Genomic DNA, 20897 nt, shown 5'->3' with positions numbered 1-20897 from the left:
CTGACCGATGGTCGACGTGACGATCTATACACGGATGATGTGCGGCTATTGCACGGCGGCCAAGCGGCTGCTCGAGCGCAAGGGTGTCGCCTACACCGAGCATGACGCCTCTTTCTCGCCGGAACTGCGCCGGGAAATGATTTCCCGCGCGAATGGCCGCTCGACCTTTCCGCAGATATTCATCGGCGATACGCATGTCGGCGGCTCCGACGATCTCCATGAACTGGAGGCGGAGGGCCGGCTGGACCGTCTGCTCGCCAACGGCTCGACGAATTGAGGACATGACCATGGGTGCTTTCAAGGCGGCGGCGATCCAGATGCGTTCGGGCACCAGTCCCGAGCGCAACGCGGTCGATCTGGAGCGGCTGGTGCGCGAGGCGGCGGGCCAGGGCGCGACCTATATCCAGTCACCGGAAATGACGGGTGCGCTGATCCGCGACAGCCAGGCGCGGGCCGCCTCGTTCACGTCCGAGGACAAGGACATCATCGTCTCGACCTCGCGCAAGCTGGCGAAAGAACTTGGCGTCTTCCTGCATATCGGCTCGACCGCCATCCTGCGCGCCGACGGCAAGCTCGCCAACCGTGCGCTTTTGTTCGGGCCGGATGGCGCGACACTAGCCATCTACGACAAGATCCACATGTTCGACGTCGATCTCGACAATGGCGAAAGCTGGCGCGAATCCGCCGCTTACGAGCCGGGCACCGAGGCCGTCGTCACGGAGATCAGCGGCGCCGGGATCGATGGTGCGAGGCTGGGTTTCGCCGTCTGCTACGATCTGCGGTTTCCGCAGCTCTTCCGCGCCGAGGCGCTGGCCGGCGCCGACGTGCTTTCGGTGCCCGCCGCCTTCACCCGCCAGACCGGCGAGGCGCACTGGCATGTGCTGCTGCGGGCGCGCGCCATCGAGAACGGCGCCTATGTCGTCGCCGCGGCGCAAGGCGGACTGCACGAAGACGGCCGCCAGACCTATGGCCATTCGCTGATCGTCGACCCTTGGGGCCGCATCGTCGCCGAGGCGGCGCATGACGAACCGGCGGTGATCATCGCCGAGATCGACCCGGCGCAGTCGGTCGCCGCGCGCAAGAAGATCCCAAATCTGAAAAATGCACGCGACTTCGCCGTGAACGCCACTTCGGCCGAGGCGCAAAGTCTCAGGGGTGCAGCATCTTGATCCGGTTTTCCCTGATCTGCGAGCACGAGCACGAATTCGAAGGCTGGTTTCGCAGCAACGACGATTTCGACACCCAGAAGAAGCGTGGCTTCGTCGATTGCCCGACCTGCGGCTCCCACAAAGTTGAGAAGGCGTTGATGGCGCCGGCCGTCTCGACCGGGCGCAAGCAGGAGACGATCGCGCTCGCCATGGGCGAGGCCCAGAAGCAGGCGCTGGCGCAATTGAAGGCGATGGCTGAAAAGGTGCGCGAGAACGCCGACTATGTCGGCGACAAATTTGCCGAGGAGGCGCGCAAGATCCATTTCGGCGAAAGCGATCTGCGCGGCATCTATGGCGAGGCGACGCTGGAGGAGGCCAAGAGCCTAGCCGAGGACGGCGTCGAATTCATGCGGATTCCAAGCTTCCCCGACGAGCGGAACTGATTGGCATCCTGACAGACGGGATGGGTTTTTGCCAACCGGCCTTCAGCCGCCAGTTGCAAACATATGCGACTGGCTAAAAGCCACCACACCTTCGTCATCCCAGGGCGGAGCAGGAGCGAAGCGACGCGCGGAGACCCTGGGATCCATGCCGTTACATCGGCCGAAGAATGCAGCGGCTCAGAACGGCGCTTGTATCCGCAACGGTGCGAGCTACCCTTCTACCATGACCGGCTACGCCTACATGACCGCGAGCCAGAAGCGCGGCACGATCTACATCGGTGTGACCAACGACCTCGGCCGCGCTGAAGCGCTGGCCGCGCCTATGGAAGATCGAGCTGATCGAGAAGACCAATCCAGAGTGGTTCGAACTTTTTCGCGGGACCGGGTGGTAGCGTTCGGGTCTGGTCCGCTGGAGCACCTGCCGCGAGGTAACGGCATGGATCCCAGGGTCTGCGCCGCGTCGCTTCGCTCCTTGCTCCGCCCTGGGATGACGAATGGAGGGGTGGTTCGGCTAATCCTAGAGGTTTGCGATTTGCCGCTGAACGGAATGATCGGCGTCCGCTGCCGATCGGCCCCGATCTGTCAAAATCACTGATTTTCACCCCCGGCTCACGCTGCCGATCAACTTCTCAAGCAGGCGAGCAAGCGTCTCTTGTTCGGCGCGCGTCAGGCCGGAAAGTATGTCGTGTTCGTTGGCGACGTGGGCGGCGACCGCCTCATCGACCAATGTCAGGCCTTTTTCGGTCAGCTGCACGACAATTCCGCGCCGGTCGTTGGGATGCGGCCCGCGCATGATCAACCCTGACTTTTCGAGCCGATCGAGCCGGTTGGTCATGGCGCCCGACGTCACCATCGTCGCTTCATAGAGGGCGGTTGGCGTCAGCGCGTAAGGTGATCCGGAACGGCGCAGCGTTGCCAGCACATCGAATTCCCCGGTCTGCAGTCCGAAACTGGCAAACAGCGGAGCGAGGCGTTCTCGTGCTATCAGCGACGAGGCTTCGTTCAACCGTCCAAGCACGGCCATCGGAGAGACATCCAGATCCGGCCGTTCCCGTTTCCACTGCTCGATCGCTTTCGCGGCGCGATCCATCTATCTCACCGTTAAATATCTTGACGTTAAGAATCTTTGCATTATCTTAGCTCAAGACACAGTGCTGACCAAGAGCCGCAAAGACAATAGGGGTTCGTTATGAAATTTCTCTGGGATTCAGCGCTCGGTCTTTTGGTCGTCACCGGCGGCCTGCTCGGCCTGACGCTGCCGTTCGGCAAGATCGCCACGGCGGCCGGCGTTTCGGCCATGGTCTGGGCCCTCGTCATCTCGCTCGGCGCCGGCAGCGTGCTTTTGTGCGCCTTGCTGCTGCGCGGGCAGCGCATCCGGCTCACCCCGCACAGGCTGCGTTATTTCTTCGTCACCGCGGCGGTGTCCTATGCCTTCCCCAATCTCTTGATGTTCTCGGCCATTCCGCATCTCGGCGCCGGCTACACCGGTATCATGTTCACGCTGTCGCCGGTGGTCACGCTGGTGTTTTCGATCCTGCTCAGCGTCCGGCGCCCCAACCTGCTTGGTGTCGTCGGCATTGCCGTCGGCTTCCTTGGTGCTGTCATGGTGGCGGTGACGCGCGGCGAGGCCGGCCAGCCGGCCGAATTTTTCTGGGTGGCGGTGGGGCTGCTCATCCCGGTCAGCCTTGCCGTCGGCAACATCTACCGCACGGTTGACTGGCCCGAAGGGACCGGGCCGATCGAGCTTGCCGTCGGCAGCCATCTGGCATCGGCGGCGCTGCTTCTTTGCGGCATCTTCACGCTGCAGGGCGGCGGTTCGCTCGCCTTGCTCGGCGGCGTGCCGCTGGTGGTCGTCGGGCAGGTCGCGTCAGCCGCGGCGATGTTCGCCTTCTTCTTCCGGCTGCAGGCGGTCGGCGGACCGGTCTATCTCAGCCAGATCGGCTATGTCGCGGCTGCGGTCGGGTTGTTCGCCGGCACGATCTTTCTCGGCGAGCACTATCGATTGCTGACCTGGGCGGGTGCTGCCATCATCATCGCCGGCGTGTTCATCACCACAAAGGCGCAAAGCCAGGCGGGTGAGAAGGTGGCGGTGTGAGAGACTGTTTGGAAACTCTACTCCGTCGGCCATCTGATGGCGTTTTCTGCGCTTCCGATGCTCACGGACCCAAATGTCCGCTCCGCTTCGGTTCTCGAAACCACCACCATATGACTCGCCGGAGCGACTTTCCAAACAGCCTCTGAGAAGCTTCAGGCGGGTGCCTTCTCCGCCAGCACCATGTAGTTGACGTCCATGTCCTTCGACCGCTGCCAGCGGTCGGCGAGCGGATTGTAGGCGACGCCGGTGCGGTCGATGATGGTTAGGCCAGCGCCGGCAAGCGCCTTTTCCAGCTCGTCTGGCCGCACCAGCTTGCCGAACTGGTGGGTGCCGCGCGGCAACCAGCGCAGCACATATTCGGCGCCGATGATGGCCAGGCCCAGCGCCTTCAGCGTGCGGTTGATGGTGGCGACGAACATGATGCCGCCGGGCTTGAGCATCTCGCCGCATTTGGCCACGAACAGGTCGATGTCGGCAACATGCTCAACCACTTCCATGTTGAGGATGACGTCGAATTTCTCGCCGGCGTCAGCCAGATCCTCCGCCGTCGTGGCACGGTAATCCACCGTCACGCCGACCTCCGCCGCATGCAGCCTGGCCACTTCGATGTTGGTAGCGGATGCGTCGGCGCCGACCACTTCGGCGCCAAGCCGCGCCATCGGCTCGCACAACAGTCCGCCGCCGCAGCCGATGTCGAGGAAGCGCAGGCCCTCGAAAGGCCGCGCCGCGCGCGGGTCGCGGCCGAAGCGCGCCGCCACCTGGTCGCGTATATAGGCAAGCCGGATCGGATTGAACTTGTGCAGCGGGCGGAATTTGCCGTTCGGATTCCACCATTCGGCGGCAAGGGCGGAAAAGCGCTCCACTTCTCCGGCATCGATCGTCGATCGTCGGGGCTCTGGCATCGCGTGGTCTCCTCGAACGCTAGGAAGTCGGTCGAGAGCCAGCGAATGTCAAGGCAGCAAATTTCGCCTGTTGCCGTTACGCCTATGCGACAGGCATGCGGGCACGCGCTGCGCTCGTGTGTCGCCTTTGTCGCCAGCTGCAACCGGCGGCACGCCTTGCGAAACCCAAAGCATTTGGCTAAGGAGGCCGCGAATTCAGCGGCCGGCCCAGCCGGGCGCTCCCTTTCCATTTTTTCGGCAGCCGGTCCGGCACCCAGTCAAAGGCATTTCGCTTCCATGGCGCGCATCGTGATGAAATTCGGCGGAACCTCCGTCGCCGACATCGCCCGCATCCGCAATGTGGCGCGCCATGTCAAACGCGAGGTCGATGCCGGCCATGAGGTCGCGGTGGTCGTCTCGGCGATGGCTGGCAAGACCAACGAGCTCGTGCAATGGACGCGCGAAGCCTCGCCTATGCACGATGCACGCGAATATGACGTCGTCGTCGCATCCGGCGAGCAGGTGACCGCCGGCCTGCTGGCGATCGCGCTGCAGAACATGGGCGTCCATGCCCGTTCCTGGCAAGGCTGGCAGATTCCGATCAAGACCGACAATGCGCATGGCGCGGCGCGCATTCTCGACATCGACGGCGCATTCCTGATCAAGCGCTTCGGCGAGGGCCAGGTGGCCGTGGTCGCCGGCTTCCAAGGCATCGGGCCGGACAATCGCATCGCGACGCTCGGCCGCGGCGGCTCCGACACCAGTGCTGTCGCCATCGCGGCGGCGGTCAACGCCGACCGCTGCGACATCTACACCGATGTCGACGGGGTCTACACCACAGACCCGCGCATCGAGCCGAAAGCGCGGCGGCTGGCCAAGATTTCCTTCGAGGAAATGCTTGAAATGGCCTCGCTCGGCGCCAAGGTCCTGCAGGTACGCTCGGTCGAGCTTGCCATGGTGCACAGGGTGCGTACTTTCGTGCGGTCGTCCTTCGACGATCCCGACGCGCCCGGAATGGGGGATTTGCTCAATCCGCCCGGAACGCTTATTTGCGACGAGGAAGAGATCGTGGAACAGCAGGTCGTCACCGGAATTGCCTATGCCAAGGACGAAGCGCAGATTTCATTGCGCCGTGTCGGCGACCGGCCGGGCGTCGCCGCCGGCATTTTCGGGCCGCTGGCCGAGGCGAACATCAATGTCGACATGATCGTCCAGAACATTTCCGAGGACGGCAAGTTCACCGACATGACCTTCACCGTGCCGTCCGGCGATGTCGACAAGGCGCTTGCCGTGCTCGAGCGGCTGAAGACCACGATCGGCTACGACGTCGTGCAGTCGGAAGCCGGCATGTCGAAGGTTTCGGTCATCGGCATCGGCATGAGGAGCCATGCCGGCGTCGCCGCCACCGCCTTCAAGGCGCTGGCCGACAAGGCGATCAACATCCGCGCGATCACGACCTCCGAGATCAAGATTTCGATCCTGATCGACGGTCCCTACACCGAACTTGCGGTTCGCACTTTGCATTCCGTCTACGGTCTGGATAAGCAGTAGCAGACTGCATCGGCCCGAGAATCCGAGTCGATTTCGGAAAGCACGATGCAGCAGATCGAAAGTCTCAGAGCGTCCTTTGGCGTCCAGTTGGACGCACGGCGCTCTAATTGAGTTGTTGCGTGAGCGCCGGCCGCGGGAGAAACTGCGGCGGGCAAAATGTCCATTGGAGAACAAGCCGCGATGCGTGATACGGCCAGTGGCCCGCGCGTTTTGCTGAAACGGCTCCGCGAGCTCATGCAGGAGCCGCTGGAGCCGCAGGAGCGGCTCGACCGTATCGTGCGCGATATCGCCGCCAACATGGTCGCCGAGGTGTGCTCGCTCTATGTGCTGCGCGCCGATTCGGTGCTCGAACTCTATGCCACCGAGGGTCTGAACCCGAACGCCGTCCATCTAGCGCAGCTCAGGCTGGGCGAAGGCCTCGTCGGCACGATCGCGGCCTCAGCACGGCCGCTCAATCTCTCCAACGCACAGGAACATCCAGCCTTCGCCTACCTGCCGGAAACGGGGGAAGAGATCTACAATTCCTTCCTCGGCGTGCCGGTGCTCAGGGCAGGGCGCACGCTTGGTGTGCTGGTCGTCCAGAACAAGACCATGCGCCACTATCGCGACGACGAGGTCGAGGCGCTGGAAACGACAGCGATGGTGATCGCCGAGATGATCGCCACCGGCGACCTTGCCCGGCTGACCCGGCCCGGGCTCGAACTCGACCTGCGCCGCCCGGTGAGCTTTACCGGCCTGTCCTTCAACGAGGGCGTCGGGCTCGGTCATGTCGTGCTGCACGAGCCGCGCATCGTGGTCACCAATCTGTTCAACGAGGACAGCGATGAGGAGATCAAGCGGCTCGATGCATCGCTTGGTTCGCTTAGGCTCTCCATCGACGATATGCTGGAACGCCGCGAAGTCGCTTTCGAGGGCGAGCACCGCCAGGTGCTCGAAGCCTATCGCATGTTCGCCAACGACAGCGGCTGGGTGCGCCGGCTGGAAGAGGCGATCCGCAACGGCCTGACGGCGGAAGCGGCGGTGGAAAAAGTGCAGAGCGACATGCGTGCCCGCATGCTGCACATGACCGATCCGTATTTGCGCGAGCGGATGAGCGATTTCGACGATCTCGCCAATCGGTTGCTGCGCCAGCTGATGGGGCGCGGGCCGGACGATGTCGCGGCCTCGCTGCCGAAGGACGCCATCATCGTCGCCCGCTCGATGGGGGCCGCCGAACTGCTCGATTATCCCAGAGACAAGCTGCGCGGGCTGGTGCTCGAGGACGGCGCGGCGACCAGCCATGTCGTTATCGTGGCGCGGGCCATGGGCATACCGGTCGCGGGCCAGATGAGGGGCGCCGTCTCCATGGCGGAAAACGGCGACGCCATCATTGTCGACGGCGAGGAAGGCGCGATCCATCTGCGCCCTCAGCCCGACCTCGAAGCCGCCTATGCCGAAAAGGTCCGCTTCCGGGCGCGGCGGCAGGAGGTCTACCGCGCACTGCGCAAGAAGCCGTCGGTGACCAAGGACGGCGTCCAGGTCGACCTTTTGATGAATGCGGGCCTGGCCGTCGATCTGCCGCAGCTTGCCGAGGCGGGCGCCGCCGGCATCGGCCTGTTCCGCACCGAGCTGCAATTCATGGTCGCCTCGACCTTTCCTCGCGCGGAAGCCCAGGAACGGCTCTACCGCGACGTGCTCGACGCGGCGCGCGGCAAGCCGGTGACCTTCCGCACCATCGATATCGGCGGCGACAAGGTGCTGCCCTACTTTAAGGACACGATCCAGGAAGAGAACCCGGCGCTCGGATGGCGCGCCATCCGCTTGACGCTCGACCGCCCGGGCCTGCTGCGCACCCAGATCCGCGCGCTTCTGAAGGCCTGCGGTGGGCGTGAACTGAAGCTGATGCTGCCTATGGTGACGGAGCTCGGCGAGATCGCACAGGCGCGCGAAATCATCGATCGTGAGGTGCGGCATCTGTCGCGTTTTGCCCATCATCTGCCGACCAGCCTGAAGCTCGGGGCCATGCTGGAAGTGCCGTCGCTGCTGTTCCAGCTCGACGAACTGATGAAGGCCGTCGATTTCGTCTCGGTCGGCTCGAACGATCTGTTCCAGTTCGTCATGGCGGTCGATCGTGGCAACACGCAGCTCTCCGACCGCTTCGATGCGCTGTCGACGCCATTCCTGCGCGTTCTGAAGCAGATTGCCGACGCCGGGGTCCGCAATCAAACTCCGGTGACCTTGTGCGGCGAGCTGGCCGGCAAGCCGATCTCGGCGATGGCGCTGATCGGCCTTGGCTACCGGTCAATCTCGATGTCGCCGGCTTCGATCGGTCCGGTCAAGGCGATGTTGACGGAACTGCCGCTGGCCGAACTGGAGACGTTCTTCGAGGACAATCTCATGGCGCCGGTCCAGAAAGTGCCGATGCGGGCGCTGCTGCAAGCCTTTGCCGACGACCGCTCAATTCCGCTATAGACTTTCGCCATGATCAACCTGCCCCGCGACCGTATGGATCAAGTCGTCAAGCGTTTCGACATGCTCGAAGCTCAGATGTCGGCCGGACCGGCGGCGGACGCCTATGTCAAGATGGCGTCGGAATATGCCGACATCCAGGAGATGGTGGCAAAAATCAGGGCGCTGCAAACCGCCGAGGATGAACAGGCCGACCTGCAGGCGATGCTCGCCGACAAAAGCACCGATGCCGAAATGCGGGCATTGGCCGAGGCCGATCTGCCCGAGGTCAGGGGACGCATCGAAGCGCTGCAGAAGGACATCCAAATCCTGCTTCTGCCCAAGGATGCCGCCGACGACAAGAATGCCATCCTCGAAATCCGCGCCGGCACCGGCGGCGACGAGGCGGCTCTCTTCGCCGGCGACCTGTTTCGCATGTACGAACGCTACGCCGCGGCACGCGGCTGGCGTTTCGAGACGGTGTCGGCCAGCGAGGGCGAGGTCGGCGGCTACAAGGAAATCATCGCCACCATTTCGGGCAAGGGGGTCTTTGCCCATCTGAAATTCGAGTCCGGTGTGCATCGTGTGCAGCGCGTGCCGGCGACCGAGGCCGGCGGGCGTATCCATACCTCGGCGGCGACGGTTGCTGTGCTGCCCGAAGCGGAAGAGGTCGACATCGACATCAGGGCCGAAGACATCCGCATCGACACGATGCGCGCCTCGGGTTCGGGCGGCCAGCACGTCAATACCACCGATTCGGCGGTGCGCATCACCCATCTGCCGACCGGCATCATGGTGGTGCAGGCGGAGAAGTCGCAGCACCAGAACCGGGCGAAAGCCATGCAGATCCTACGCGCCAGGCTTTACGACCTCGAGCGCAGCAAGGCTGACGAGGAACGCTCCGAATCGCGCAAATCGCAGGTCGGTTCGGGTGATCGCTCGGAGCGCATCCGCACCTATAATTTCCCGCAGGGCCGCGTCACCGACCATCGCATCAATTTGACGCTCTATAAGCTCGACCGGGTGATGATGGGCGAACTCGACGAGATCGTCGACGCGCTGATCGCCGATCATCAGTCGAGGCTGCTTGCCGATATCGGTCTCGATGGCTGACAGTCTGCCCGGGACGCTCGGGCCGCTGCTGAAAGCGGCGCGGGCACGCCTTGCCGCGGCCGCAGTCGTCGATCCGGCGCTGGATGCAAGGCTGATCGTCGAACATCTTTCCGGCACGACCCGCACACAAGCCATCGCCGATCCCGAACGCAGGGTCGATGCCGGCGCGGTTGCCGCGATCGATGCCGCCTTGAGGCGGCGGATCGTCGGTGAGCCGGTGCATCGCATCCTCGGCCATCGCGAGTTCTATGGCTTGCGCCTGTCGCTGTCACCGGAAACGCTGGAGCCGCGGCCAGATACCGAAACGCTGGTCGAAGCGGTGCTGCCCTTCGTGAAGGCGACAGCGGAACGGCAAGGCCAATGCCGCATCCTCGATCTCGGCACCGGCACCGGCGCCATCGCGCTGGCGCTGCTCAGCGCCGTTCCGGCGGCGGTCGCCACCGGTGTCGATATTTCCAAAGGCGCGCTGGCGACCGCCATGCGCAATGCCAGGGAATTGGGGTTAGCCGACCGGTTCCAGGTGCTCAAATCCGACTGGTTCGAAAAAGTTTTTGGCCGATACCATGTAATTGCCGCTAACCCTCCCTATATAGCGTCCATAGACATTCAAAATCTGCAGGACGAAGTCCGCGATTTCGATCCACGCAAAGCCCTTGATGGCGGCGTGGACGGTCTGAGTCCCTACAGGATCATTGCCGCCGAGGCGGCAGGTTTTTTGGAAGCCGAGGGCAGGATTGCAGTCGAGATCGGCCACACCCAACGCAAAGAGGTCACGGGCATATTCGCCGCAGCCGGCTATATGCCGGCGGGGGTATTCCCCGACTTTGGCGGAAACGACAGGGTCCTGATCTTTGAACTGACAAAGCCGTGATGCAGTGCAAAAAAAGCGCTTGGCAATGCCGGGGAATGCGGCTAGGGTCGCCTTAACCGGATGAGACGAAGCAGGCAGTGCTCTTAGCGATTCGGTTTCCTTGGAAATAGCTGCCTTCTTGCGCAAACGACGCCCAAGCTTCGTGCGGGAATCGTCCGGCAAGTGATGTAACCGGAACAGGATGACACGTGGCGCCAACGCAATCGATGCGGGCGAACGCCGGTGAAGAGACGAAACGGCTGGCTGCATGAGCGCCTCCGTTCGTGAAAAAGTTTTCGAAAATTTCAAAATGAAGAGAGTCGAATGAGGCCACAACAGCAGAACAGGCGCATGCGCGGTCGCAACAACAATGGCGGCGGCAATAACAACAACAACAACCGCAAGGGCCCAAATCCCCTGACGCGCAACTACGAGAGCAACGGTCCGGATGTGAAGATCCGCGGATCGGCTCAGCAGATCGCCGAAAAATACGCAACCCTTGCCCGTGACGCGCAAAGCTCCGGCGACCGTGTGATGGCGGAAAACTATCTCCAGCACGCCGAACACTACAATCGCATCATCGCTGCCGCGCAGGCGCAGCTACCGATCCAGAGCGCTCAGCAGAACCGCGACGATTTCGACGATGACGGCGACGAAGATCGCGACGAGTTCGACAATGCCGGCAACAGCAATGTCGGTGAAACTGCAGCTCCGGTGGTCAACCATGGTGCCGGCCCGCAGCCGGTCATCGACAGCACGCCGGCCGAGTTGGCGTTCAACCAGGAAAACGGCCGCGACAGTCGCGATAACCGTGGGCGCGATAATGATGGACGCGAGAGTGGTGGGCGCGACAACAATGGCGGCCGCCATCGCGACCGTCGTCCTAATGGCGGCTACGGCCAGCACGGCCAGCGCGGCGAGCAGGGCGGACAGCGCGACGATCAAAACCGGCGCGGCGAGACACCAGTACAGAACGAGACGCCCGTACAGGCGGAAGCTGTGTCTCCGGTCGAGCCTGTTTCTGTGGCCGAACCCGCGCCGCAGTTCGAAAACTTTTCGCCGGCGGCTCTCGCTGCCCAGGCCGAGATGAACGAAGCAGCCGCCGAAAGCGGCGTTGCCCGCCGCCCCAGGCGTCCGCGCCGTCCGCGCGTCAATGCTGATCAGGTGGATGGCGGTAACGACAATGCTGGCGCCGATAACCTGAATGCAGCTCCGGCGGAAGACGCCGGTGGCGAGCCCGCTATCATCGACGTCAACAACTGATCGAGCAAGGCTTCAGACATTCTTGGACGGCGGAGAGAAATCTCCGCCGTTTTTGTTTTGCGCGCCCGGGCAATATTATGCATTTCACCATTATCGGGACGTCTTGAGGGTCCGTGGCTTGCGCCCCATATCTCGCGTGAACAGGACCCGGCTCGAACGGGCGGGTCCGTCACCGCAATCTGATCCGGTGCCGCAAAGCGGGCCGGTGACGGAAGGAGACAGAGATGAACCTTGAAAAATATTCCGAGCGCGTGCGCGGCTTCATCCAGTCCGCGCAGACCTTGGCGCTCTCGCGTAACCACCAGCAGTTCACCCCCGAGCATATATTGAAAGTGCTTGTCGACGACGATGAGGGCTTGGCCGCGTCGTTGATCGAGCGCGCCGGCGGCAGCGTCCGCGACGTCAAGCTTGGCGTCGAGACGGCACTTGAGGCAATGCCCAAGGTGGAAGGCGGCAACGGCCAGCTCTATCTGGCGCAGCCGCTGGCAAAGGTGTTTTCGACCGCCGAGGAACTGGCCAAGAAGGCCGGCGACAGCTTCGTCACGGTCGAGCGGCTGCTGACGGCGCTGGCGGTCGAGAAATCCGCCAAGACCACCGACATCCTGACCAAGGCCGGCGTGACGCCACAGGCGCTGAACCAGGTGATCAACGACGTCCGCAAGGGTCGTACCGCCGATTCGGCGAGCGCCGAGCAGGGCTATGATGCGCTGAGGAAGTACGCGCGCGACCTCACCGCAGACGGCCGTGCCGGCAAGCTCGACCCGGTCATCGGCCGCGACGACGAGATCCGCCGCACCATCCAGGTGCTGTCGCGCCGCACCAAGAACAATCCGGTGCTGATCGGTGAGCCCGGCGTCGGCAAGACGGCGATCGCCGAAGGGCTGGCGTTGCGCATCGTCAACGGCGACGTGCCGGAATCGCTCAAGGACAAGCAGTTGATGGCGCTCGATATGGGGTCGCTGATCGCCGGTGCCAAATATCGCGGTGAATTCGAGGAGCGGCTGAAGGCGGTCCTTGCGGAAGTTACCGCTGCCGCCGGCGGCATCATCCTGTTCATCGATGAGATGCACACGCTGGTCGGCGCCGGCAAGGCGGATGGCGCCATGGATGCGTCGAACCTGTTGAAGCCGGCGCTGGCACGCGGCGAACTGCACTGCGTCGGCGCGACGACGCTCGATGAATACCGGAAGCATGTCGAGAAGGACGCCGCCCTTGCCCGCCGCTTCCAACCGGTCTTCGTCAATGAGCCGACGGTGGAAGACACGGTCTCCATCCTGCGCGGCCTGAAGGAAAAATACGAGCAGCACCACAAGGTGCGCATCTCGGATTCGGCGCTGGTCGCTGCAGCGTCGCTGTCCAACCGCTATATCGCCGACCGCTTCCTGCCGGACAAGGCGATCGACCTTGTCGACGAGGCCGCGTCGCGGCTCCGGATGCAGGTCGATTCGAAGCCCGAAGCGCTGGACGAGATCGACCGCCGCATCATGCAGCTCAAGATCGAGCGTGAGGCATTGAAGGTCGAGAAGGACGACGCGTCGAAGGACCGGCTCGCCCGCCTCGAAAAGGATCTTTCCGCTCTGGAAGAGGAATCGACCGAACTGACCTCCAAGTGGCAGGCCGAGAAGCAGAAGCTCGGGCTCGCCGCCGACCTGAAGAAACAGCTCGACGAGGCGCGCAACGAGCTCGCCATTGCCCAGCGCAAGGGTGAATTCCAGCGCGCCGGCGAACTTGCCTACGGCAAGATTCCGGAACTGGAAAAGAAGCTGAAGGCAGCCGAAGCCCAGGACGGCAAGGTCGGCATTGTCGAAGAGGTGGTCACCCCCGATCACGTCGCCCATATCGTGTCGCGCTGGACCGGCATTCCGGTTGATAAGATGCTGCAAGGCGAGCGTGACAAGCTGCTGCGCATGGAAGACGAGATCGGCAAGCGCGTCGTCGGCCAGGGCGAGGCGGTGCAGGCCGTGTCGAAAGCCGTTCGCCGTGCCCGCGCCGGCCTGCAGGACCCGAACCGGCCGATCGGCTCGTTCATGTTCCTCGGACCGACGGGCGTCGGCAAGACCGAGCTAACCAAGGCGCTGGCCAGCTTCCTGTTCGACGACGAAAGCGCCATGGTGCGCATCGACATGTCGGAATTCATGGAGAAACACTCGGTCGCCCGGCTTATCGGCGCGCCTCCCGGCTATGTCGGCTATGAGGAAGGCGGCGCGCTGACCGAAGCGGTGCGGCGCCGGCCCTATCAAGTCGTGCTGTTCGACGAGATCGAGAAGGCGCATCCGGACGTGTTCAACGTGCTGCTGCAGGTGCTCGACGACGGCCGCCTGACCGACGGGCAAGGCCGCACGGTCGATTTCCGCAACACGCTGATCATCATGACGTCGAACCTCGGCGCCGAATATCTGGTCAATCTCGGCGAGAACCAGGACGTCGATGCCGTCCGCGACGAGGTGATGAGCGTCGTCAGGGCGTCGTTCCGGCCGGAGTTCCTCAACCGCGTCGACGAGGTGATCCTGTTCCACCGTCTGCGCCGGCAGGATATGGGCCGCATCGTCGAGATCCAGCTCAAACGGCTGGAAAACCTGCTCCTCGATCGCAAGATCACGCTTTCGCTGGACCAGGAGGCGATCGACTGGCTGGCGGCCAAGGGCTACGATCCGGCCTATGGCGCGCGGCCGCTGAAGCGGGTGATGCAAAAGGAACTGCAGGACCCACTGGCGGAGAAGATCCTGCTCGGCGACATCCTCGACAGTTCGACCGTCAAGGTCACCGCAGGTTCCGACCGGTTGAACTTCCGGTCGAAGCCGACGGTCGTGGCGACCGAAGCGGCGGCCTGATTCGAGGCCGCCACAAAATTAAACACTAAACGGCGGGGCGCAGATGACGCTGGATGATTACAACAGCTTCTGCGCCTCGCTGCCGTCGACGAGCCATGTCGTCCAGTGGGGCGGCGCCCACGTCTGGAAGATCGGAGCCAAGGTCTTTGCGATCGGCGGTTGGAGCGAGGGCAAGGAGCCGTTCGTCACCTTCAAATGCTCCGACATCGCCTATGACATCCTGAAGGAACAGCCCGGCCTTCGGCCCGCGCCCTATCTTGCCTCACGCGGCATGAAATGGATCCAGCGCCAGACAAGCCAAAGCATGGACGATGACGCGCTGAAGGACTATCTGCGCGAAAGCCACCGCCTTGTCGTGCTCAAGCTGACGAAGCAGGCGCGCAAGGAATTGGGACTCGCCACCAGCTAATTATGTTGCTCCCACCGCCAGAAATCCGCCATCTTCATGCCCGGTTCATGTTGGAACCTTATGCTCGGTAACTGATTTGCTGGCGAAGGGGTTCGCCTGCCGCATAGGCCCGAAAATCGAATTCGATTTTCGGAAAGCATGATGCGGAGATTTTTAAGTGTTAGAGCGTCCTTGCGTCCGGAAGGGGCGCGCGGCGCTCTAAAGAGACAACGCCGGGCGGCGGCAATTACGGACCGGAGAATTTGGCCAACATGTTCCGCACGATCTTCACCCTTTCGGCGCTCGCCGCCGGGCTGCTTTCTTCGAGCGCAATGGCCGCGCCGACGGAAGACATCGCGCCGCGATCTGCCCGTGCGGCCGATGCCGGTGGTGTGCTGGTCGCCCAGAACGGCGATTTCGACGTCTATTACGACGCCAGAGGAAACCGCGTCATCGTCGATGCGGAAACCGGCCAGGTCCTCGCCATCCAACCGCCGCAGACCAGGTTCGACCGCCGCGCGCTCCGCCGCGAGCGCTTGCGCAATCTCGGGCCGGTCGAGGATGATCGCTATTATCTCGACGACCCGGAAGACGCGGCGCGCTTGCGCCGCAGGCAATTGGAGGAGGAAGGCCTGATCGTTGCCCCGCCGGTCGATGAATACGATCCCTACAGCGACAATTCGGTGGAAGCTTTTCCCGAAGCACCGCGCGATGACGGCAGCTATGGCAACGATTTTCCGGAAGCGCCTCAGCCGATAAAGCCGCGCACCGTCAAGCGCCAGCCACTCGACGAGGCTTCGATCGAACCGGTCGAGCCGATGGCGCCGGGCGACCAGGCGGCACTACCGCCAAAGATCGGCGGCAAGACCGTCACTGATCCGTCACTTTCACTCGGTGCACGCCAGGATGTTGCTGCGTTGCAAGTGCTGCTCGACCGCGCTGGCGCTTCGCCCGGCGTCGTCGACGGGCGCTTCGGCTCGAATGTCGACAAGGCGCTCGCCGCCTATAATGAGATCACCGGCAGCAATCTGCGGTCGACCGATGTGGTCGGCATCCAGGCAGCCCTTGAGCAATCCGGCGGCGATTCCTTCGCCTCCTACAGCATCACGCCCGAGGATGCGGCCGGTCCCTATGTCGCCTCGGTGCCGGAAGACTACGGCCAGAAGGCGCAGCTCGACCGGCTGAGCTACACCTCCGTCACCGAAGCGCTGGCTGAACGGTTCCACATGGACGAGAATTACCTGAAGGCGCTCAATCCGGAAGCCAATTTCAACCGTCCCGGCACGATCATCAAGGTCGCCAATTTCGGCAGGCTTGTGGCGGAGCCGGTGGCAAGCATCATCGCCGACAAGGGCAAGAAGCAAGTCCGCGCCTATGACGCATCGGGCAAGCTAATCGCGGCCTATCCAGCCACCATCGGCTCGGCGGACACGCCTTCGCCCACCGGCACGCATGCGGTGTCGCGGGTCGCGTTAGATCCGAACTACACCTATAACCCGAACATCAATTTCAAGCAGGGCGAAAACAACAAGATCCTGACCATCCCGCCGGGCCCGAACGGCCCCGTCGGCTCGGTCTGGATTGCCCTGGACAAGCCGACCTACGGCATTCACGGCACACCCGACCCCTCCAAGATCGGCAAGACCGAAAGTCATGGCTGCGTGCGGCTGACCAATTGGGACGCGCGCGAACTGGCAAAAATCGTGTCGCCGGGCGTCACGGTGGAATTCATCGACTGAGCGCCATCGTTAAAGAGCCGTGGTCGGTGCCATAAAGGTCACGATCCTGTTCTGGGTTCAACGACAGCAACCCTCTGGCCGGTTGTTGCCGGCAGCTCGGAGGTCTAAGCAGGCTGCATGAAGTCTCCAAGCGAAGCCGCTGCCATCTCCCTGACCGGCTCTCTTCGAGCCGATACGTTTTGCCCGCAATCGCGGCGCAGGTTCGTGCTCATCGCGGCGATCCTGGCTTCCGCGCTCGGCTTCATCGACGGTTCGATCCTGGCCATCGCCACGCCGGCGATCCGCGTCGATCTTGGCGCCAGTTTCGCCGAGGCGCAGTGGATTTCAAATTCCTATGCGCTGACGCTTTCGGCACTCATCCTTGTCGGCGGCGCCGCCGGCGACCGTTTTGGCCTGCGGCATGCTTTCGTGGCAGGCATCGCGCTGTTCATTGTCGCCTCGCTTGCCTGCGCGGTGGCGCCGAACCCGCCGGTGCTCATTGCGTTTCGCGCCATTCAGGGCATCGGTGCCGCCATCATGGTGCCGGGCAGCCTCGCCATTATCGCCAAGGCCTATCCGAAGAAGGAGCGCGGCAGGGCGATCGGCATCTGGGCGGCGGCCTCGGCGCTGACGACAGCGCTTGGCCCGGTGCTGGGCGGCGTTGTCTTGTCGGCCTTCGGCGACAGCATCTGGCGGGCGATCTTCGCGATCAATCTGCCGCTCGGACTTGTCTCGATCTACCTTCTGCTCGCCAAGGTCCCGGCCGACGCACCGACGGAAAAGCGCAGCCTCGATCTCGGCGGCGCTGCCCTCGCCACCTTGGCGTTCGGGATGCTTGCCTACGGCTTGACTTCGATGAGCAGCGAAGGCGAGGGGCAAATGTCCGGCCCGAGCATCGCCGCCGGCGCGGTGCTGCTCGTCGTGTTCATTGTCTTCGAGCGCCGGCAGCGCGAACCGATGATCGATCTCTCGCTGTTTCGGGTCGGCGCTTTCGCCGGCGCCAATGTGGCGACCTTCTTCCTCTATTTCGCACTGTCGGCCAACCTGTTTTATCTGCCGATGCTGCTCATCGCCGGATGGGGGCTGAGCGCCGCCGAGGTCGGCTTCATCTTCCTGCCGCTGTCGGTCTTGATCGCGCTGTTGTCGGGGCCGGTCGGCCAGTGGTCCGACCGGATCGGTCCGCGGTTTCCGATCGCCAGCGGCAGTCTCGTCGTCGCTGCCGCCTTTGCCGGGCTTGCCTTGCTGGCCTATACCGGTATCCACAGTTTTTGGTGGGGAGTGTTTCCGCTGATGGCGCTGATGGGGCTCGGCATGGCGCTGGTCGTGTCGCCGCTGTCGACGGCAGTGATGACGGCGGTCGAGGACAAGGATACGGGTGCTGCTTCGGGAATCAACAATGCCGTCTCGCGCATTGGCGGCCTGATCGCAGTGGCGGCGATGGGGTCATTGGCGGCCTGGGTCTATGCGGCAGCGCTGAACACCGGTGCCGCATCCGGCATTCCGGGTTTCGGCGAACCGGCGCCCGCGGGCCTGGCGCCGGATCTCGATGCAGCAAGGCTTGCCGCCAGCGACGCAGCGTTCGCGGCCGTCGCGTTGGCGACCGCGCTGCTTTGCCTGCTCTCGGCGATCGTGGCGTGGACAACTGTTTCCGGTGAGCGACTGCCATGGCCGCGTGGATCTGAGACTTCGCAGAGCTGAGGAGCCCGGAAGGCTCCAAGATCAGCTCAGCCTTCGATCTTGGCGCTCGCCACCTTCAGCGAATCACTGTCTTCCTGCTTGAGCAGATCATCGATGCGCCCGCGCTCGCGCTTGAAGGCGACGAGGTCGTCGCCCTTCAGCACCTTGCCGACCGGCAGGCGAACGCGCATCGGATCGACCTTGGTGCCGTTGACGATCAGCTCGTAGTGGAGATGCGGACCGGTGGCGAGGCCGGTCTGGCCGAGAAAGCCGATGGTCTGGCCTTGGCGGACGCGCACGCCCGGCGCGATGCCTTTGGCAAAAGCGCTCTGGTGATTGTAGGAGGTCTCGTAGCCATTGGCGTGGCGGATGATGATCTGTTTGCCATAGCCGCCGGCCCAGCCGGCCTTCTCGACGACACCGTTGCCGGCGGCGATGATCGGCGTGCCGATGGAGGCTGACCAATCGACGCCGGTGTGCATGCGCACATAGCCGAGGATCGGATGCCTGCGGGCACCGAAGCCGGAGCGGAATTTCCCTGCGGGCAGGGGATTGCGCAGCAGGAATTGCTGAGCACTGCGGCCGTCCTCGTCGAAATAGTCGGTGCTGCCGTCCTGCATCTGAAACCGGTAGAAATTGCGCGTCGTGCCGCCGAAGGTCGCCGAGACATAGAGCAGCTCGGATTCGTTGGATGCCTGGTCGTCGCCGTCCGGCTGCGAGAACAGCACCTCGATGCGGTCCGACGGATTGAGCCGCGACTGGAAATCGACACCGGACGCCAGGAGCTTGATCAGCCGCTTGGTCATCGCCTTGGACATGCCGTAGGAGTAGGCGGCGCGATAGATGCCATCATAGACGTTCGGCAGATTGCCGCGCACCACCACCGGCGGCGAATCGTCGAACGCGGTCAGCAATTCGGGATTGGGCTCCGGCTCCTGCGCCGGCACATACTGGCCGTGATCATCGAGCGCTATGGTGACGATATGCTGGGCCCTGTCGTAGATGCCGGTCCGAACGACCTTGGCGGCGTCGCCATGGATCTCGAGGCCAACGCGCAGCACGGTTCCCGCCTTAAGCGCTGTCGCATTCAGCAATTTGGCGATCGTCTCGGCCATGCCGATGGCGTCCTCGCCGGTATAGCCCGAATCGGCGAAGGCCTCGACGATGTTGCGGTCTCTGGTGAAGGGGATGATCTCCTCGGCGAAGGCCGGCGCCTGATCATCAGGGGCAGCACGCGGCGACACCGAGACGTTTTCCGGGACGATCCTGACGTCGTAGGAGCCGGCCATGCTCTCGGCGAATGCATCGCCGAATCGCTGCGGGTCGACATAATGCAGCGACGCGACCTGCACGGCGCCGTCGCTCAGACCCGTGCCGGCCTGGCGCACCACCTTTTCCACCTCGTCGGCGGACAAGTCACTCTTTTCGTCGAAGGCCGCCGACTCGATCGGGAAATCGACCGTCTTCAGGCTCATCTCGCTTTCGACCTTGGCGCCATAGATCTGGCCGGCGGCGGCGGTCGCCGGCTGACCGACATTGCCGTCGCGGTCGTCGCCAAACACCTGCATCGGGTTGAAAGGCGGATAGGCGCGGCTGGTCGCGTGCCCGGCGGCAAGCGCCATCTTGATCTGCACGAAAGGCATGGTGTGGATGACGTCGCGGTCGCCGACCTTGGTCACCATCGACACTTCCATGCGCCGTCGGTCCTTGGCCTTGGCGATCTGGCGCGGCGCTACCAGCCTGGTGGTCTTGGCGATCTCGCCGGAATCATCGCCTCTTGCAAGGCTGATCAGTTCGGCGATCTCGGGCGGGGTTGCCAATTGCTGACGGCCGTCAAGGGCCGCGAACAGCGCCACGCCCATCAGCACGCTCGACGTCACGCCCGTAAGAAAAGTGCCCGACAGCCAGCGTGCCGAAACCTCGCGCCGGTCAGGCGGGCCACTGCGACCGTCCGCAATCAGCGGCGGCTCGTTGCCGAGTTCGGCTATGACATTTTCCGTATCTGGCATCCAGAAAGGCTGCTTCTTCCCCGGGCGGGACGGCTTGTCGCTTTTGTTGTGGCCATGACATTTGCCTGTCACGGCGGGCGAAGTCAACGAAGCGCCTGGCTTCGGGCGAGATCCCCAGTCATACTTCTCTCTTAGTGACTCTCTTACAGTCTTTTATAAGGGCGCCGCGCCGGTCGTGCATGCGCCTGCTCGTTGGCCTTGGTGTCAAACCGCAATACGGCGGCAATAGGGCTCCGTGGTGGTAGTCGGCTTTGTTATCCCCATGCCGCCGCGGAAGTCGGCTACCGAAAGTCGGCGCCGCAATCTTTCGTCGCAAAAAATTCAAAAAAGACCGAAATCGTTGTTGACACTTTGGACGCCTGCCGACTATATACGCCTCACCAACGAGGGCGGCGCGCCGCTGGCGACGAAGCAGTTTGCTTCTAGATCTGCCCTCTGCGAAATTCAAGAGAGCCGCGTGAGCGACACTCGAACGGCCCCGAGCCACAAGCGTACGGGCCACG

16 protein-coding genes and 2 pseudogenes are annotated in these 20897 nt (G+C 63.4%); 15 read left to right on the top strand and 3 right to left on the bottom strand.

Annotation, left to right across the window (positions count from 1 at the left end; genetic code table 11):
* Positions 1-7 precede the first annotated feature (7 nt).
* From grxC to NKH36_RS34975, 4 genes and pseudogenes are all read left to right on the top strand, one after another.
* Positions 8-277: a glutaredoxin 3 gene (gene grxC, locus NKH36_RS32440; RefSeq protein ID WP_292165351.1), complete on the top strand. Its 270-nt coding sequence runs from the start codon at positions 8-10 to the stop codon at positions 275-277.
* A gap of 10 nt (positions 278-287) precedes the next feature.
* On the top strand, positions 288-1169 hold the full coding sequence (locus NKH36_RS32435) for a carbon-nitrogen hydrolase family protein (protein WP_352964886.1): 882 nt from the start codon (positions 288-290) through the stop codon (positions 1167-1169).
* Positions 1166-1591, top strand: coding sequence for a DUF1178 family protein (locus tag NKH36_RS32430; RefSeq protein ID WP_352964888.1), 426 nt, complete (start codon positions 1166-1168; stop codon positions 1589-1591). The genes NKH36_RS32435 and NKH36_RS32430 overlap by 4 nt, the downstream gene beginning before the upstream one ends.
* 223 nt (positions 1592-1814) lie before the next feature.
* Positions 1815-1983, top strand: a pseudogene (locus tag NKH36_RS34975) (GIY-YIG nuclease family protein).
* A 206-nt stretch (positions 1984-2189) separates the two neighbouring features.
* Here the strand turns inward: NKH36_RS34975 and NKH36_RS32425 are convergent.
* Complete coding sequence (locus NKH36_RS32425) at positions 2190-2681, bottom strand: MarR family winged helix-turn-helix transcriptional regulator (RefSeq protein ID WP_352964890.1); 492 nt, start codon at positions 2679-2681, stop codon at positions 2190-2192.
* A gap of 99 nt (positions 2682-2780) precedes the next feature.
* Between NKH36_RS32425 and NKH36_RS32420 the strand changes: the two genes are divergently transcribed.
* Positions 2781-3686 carry a DMT family transporter gene (locus NKH36_RS32420; protein ID WP_352964893.1) on the top strand — a complete coding sequence of 302 codons (906 nt, stop codon included), beginning with the start codon at positions 2781-2783 and terminating at the stop codon, positions 3684-3686.
* A gap of 152 nt (positions 3687-3838) precedes the next feature.
* On the opposite strand, the gene ubiG is transcribed toward NKH36_RS32420, so the two are convergent.
* Positions 3839-4588 carry a bifunctional 2-polyprenyl-6-hydroxyphenol methylase/3-demethylubiquinol 3-O-methyltransferase UbiG gene (gene ubiG / locus NKH36_RS32415; RefSeq protein WP_352964895.1) on the bottom strand — a complete coding sequence of 250 codons (750 nt, stop codon included), beginning with the start codon at positions 4586-4588 and terminating at the stop codon, positions 3839-3841.
* Positions 4589-4864: 276 nt separating this feature from the next.
* Between ubiG and NKH36_RS32410 the strand changes: the two genes are divergently transcribed.
* The 9 genes from NKH36_RS32410 (at position 4865) to NKH36_RS32370 (ending at position 18406) form a co-directional block, all read left to right on the top strand.
* Positions 4865-6118, top strand: a complete 1254-nt coding sequence (locus NKH36_RS32410) for an aspartate kinase (RefSeq protein ID WP_352964897.1) — start codon at positions 4865-4867, stop codon at positions 6116-6118.
* Between the two features lie 180 nt (positions 6119-6298).
* Positions 6299-8569 carry a phosphoenolpyruvate--protein phosphotransferase gene (gene ptsP, locus NKH36_RS32405; RefSeq protein ID WP_352964899.1) on the top strand — a complete coding sequence of 757 codons (2271 nt, stop codon included), beginning with the start codon at positions 6299-6301 and terminating at the stop codon, positions 8567-8569.
* A 9-nt stretch (positions 8570-8578) separates the two neighbouring features.
* Positions 8579-9658, top strand: a complete 1080-nt coding sequence (gene prfA / locus NKH36_RS32400) for a peptide chain release factor 1 (protein WP_352964901.1) — start codon at positions 8579-8581, stop codon at positions 9656-9658.
* Entirely contained in the window at positions 9651-10529 is an 879-nt protein-coding gene (prmC, locus tag NKH36_RS32395) for a peptide chain release factor N(5)-glutamine methyltransferase (protein WP_352964903.1), read from the top strand. Before prfA ends, prmC begins: the two co-directional genes overlap by 8 nt.
* Positions 10530-10832: 303 nt before the next feature.
* Positions 10833-11771 carry a DUF4167 domain-containing protein gene (locus NKH36_RS32390; protein WP_352964905.1) on the top strand — a complete coding sequence of 313 codons (939 nt, stop codon included), beginning with the start codon at positions 10833-10835 and terminating at the stop codon, positions 11769-11771.
* Positions 11772-11995: 224 nt separating this feature from the next.
* On the top strand, positions 11996-14602 hold the full coding sequence (gene clpB / locus NKH36_RS32385) for an ATP-dependent chaperone ClpB (protein ID WP_352964908.1): 2607 nt from the start codon (positions 11996-11998) through the stop codon (positions 14600-14602).
* A 43-nt stretch (positions 14603-14645) separates the two neighbouring features.
* Positions 14646-15011 (top strand): MmcQ/YjbR family DNA-binding protein, encoded by a 366-nt coding sequence (locus tag NKH36_RS32380; protein WP_352964911.1) that lies wholly within the window; start codon positions 14646-14648, stop codon positions 15009-15011.
* A gap of 251 nt (positions 15012-15262) precedes the next feature.
* Positions 15263-16729 (top strand): L,D-transpeptidase family protein, encoded by a 1467-nt coding sequence (locus NKH36_RS32375; RefSeq protein ID WP_352964914.1) that lies wholly within the window; start codon positions 15263-15265, stop codon positions 16727-16729.
* A gap of 117 nt (positions 16730-16846) precedes the next feature.
* Entirely contained in the window at positions 16847-18406 is a 1560-nt protein-coding gene (locus NKH36_RS32370; RefSeq protein WP_352964917.1) for an MFS transporter, read from the top strand.
* A 26-nt stretch (positions 18407-18432) separates the two neighbouring features.
* On the opposite strand, the gene NKH36_RS32365 is transcribed toward NKH36_RS32370, so the two are convergent.
* The gene (locus NKH36_RS32365; protein WP_352964920.1) at positions 18433-20394 is read right to left on the bottom strand and encodes a M23 family metallopeptidase; all 1962 of its coding nucleotides are present in this window, start codon (positions 20392-20394) and stop codon (positions 18433-18435) included.
* Between the two features lie 238 nt (positions 20395-20632).
* Between NKH36_RS32365 and NKH36_RS32360 the strand changes: the two are divergent.
* Positions 20633-20897 (top strand): annotated as a pseudogene (locus NKH36_RS32360) (hypothetical protein); the annotation flags it as partial.

Origin of the sequence: Mesorhizobium sp. M1312, from assembly GCF_040318115.1 — a bacterium.
Classification (GTDB): domain Bacteria; phylum Pseudomonadota; class Alphaproteobacteria; order Rhizobiales; family Rhizobiaceae; genus Mesorhizobium.
Note: the sequence above shows the minus strand (reverse complement) of the source record. Positions and strands in the feature narration are given on the sequence as shown.

What these genes read in the sequence shown, in the direction of transcription:
- grxC (WP_292165351.1), top strand. Translation starts at nt 8, where the DNA reads ATGGTCGACGTGACGATCTATACACGGATGATGTGCGGCTATTGCACG.
- NKH36_RS32435 (WP_352964886.1), top strand. Translation starts at nt 288, where the DNA reads ATGGGTGCTTTCAAGGCGGCGGCGATCCAGATGCGTTCGGGCACCAGT.
- NKH36_RS32425 (WP_352964890.1), bottom strand. Translation starts at nt 2,681, where the DNA reads ATGGATCGCGCCGCGAAAGCGATCGAGCAGTGGAAACGGGAACGGCCG.
- NKH36_RS32420 (WP_352964893.1), top strand. Translation starts at nt 2,781, where the DNA reads ATGAAATTTCTCTGGGATTCAGCGCTCGGTCTTTTGGTCGTCACCGGC.
- ubiG (WP_352964895.1), bottom strand. Translation starts at nt 4,588, where the DNA reads ATGCCAGAGCCCCGACGATCGACGATCGATGCCGGAGAAGTGGAGCGC.
- NKH36_RS32410 (WP_352964897.1), top strand. Translation starts at nt 4,865, where the DNA reads ATGGCGCGCATCGTGATGAAATTCGGCGGAACCTCCGTCGCCGACATC.
- ptsP (WP_352964899.1), top strand. Translation starts at nt 6,299, where the DNA reads ATGCGTGATACGGCCAGTGGCCCGCGCGTTTTGCTGAAACGGCTCCGC.
- prfA (WP_352964901.1), top strand. Translation starts at nt 8,579, where the DNA reads ATGATCAACCTGCCCCGCGACCGTATGGATCAAGTCGTCAAGCGTTTC.
- prmC (WP_352964903.1), top strand. Translation starts at nt 9,651, where the DNA reads ATGGCTGACAGTCTGCCCGGGACGCTCGGGCCGCTGCTGAAAGCGGCG.
- NKH36_RS32390 (WP_352964905.1), top strand. Translation starts at nt 10,833, where the DNA reads ATGAGGCCACAACAGCAGAACAGGCGCATGCGCGGTCGCAACAACAAT.
- clpB (WP_352964908.1), top strand. Translation starts at nt 11,996, where the DNA reads ATGAACCTTGAAAAATATTCCGAGCGCGTGCGCGGCTTCATCCAGTCC.
- NKH36_RS32380 (WP_352964911.1), top strand. Translation starts at nt 14,646, where the DNA reads ATGACGCTGGATGATTACAACAGCTTCTGCGCCTCGCTGCCGTCGACG.
- NKH36_RS32375 (WP_352964914.1), top strand. Translation starts at nt 15,263, where the DNA reads ATGTTCCGCACGATCTTCACCCTTTCGGCGCTCGCCGCCGGGCTGCTT.
- NKH36_RS32370 (WP_352964917.1), top strand. Translation starts at nt 16,847, where the DNA reads ATGAAGTCTCCAAGCGAAGCCGCTGCCATCTCCCTGACCGGCTCTCTT.
- NKH36_RS32365 (WP_352964920.1), bottom strand. Translation starts at nt 20,394, where the DNA reads ATGCCAGATACGGAAAATGTCATAGCCGAACTCGGCAACGAGCCGCCG.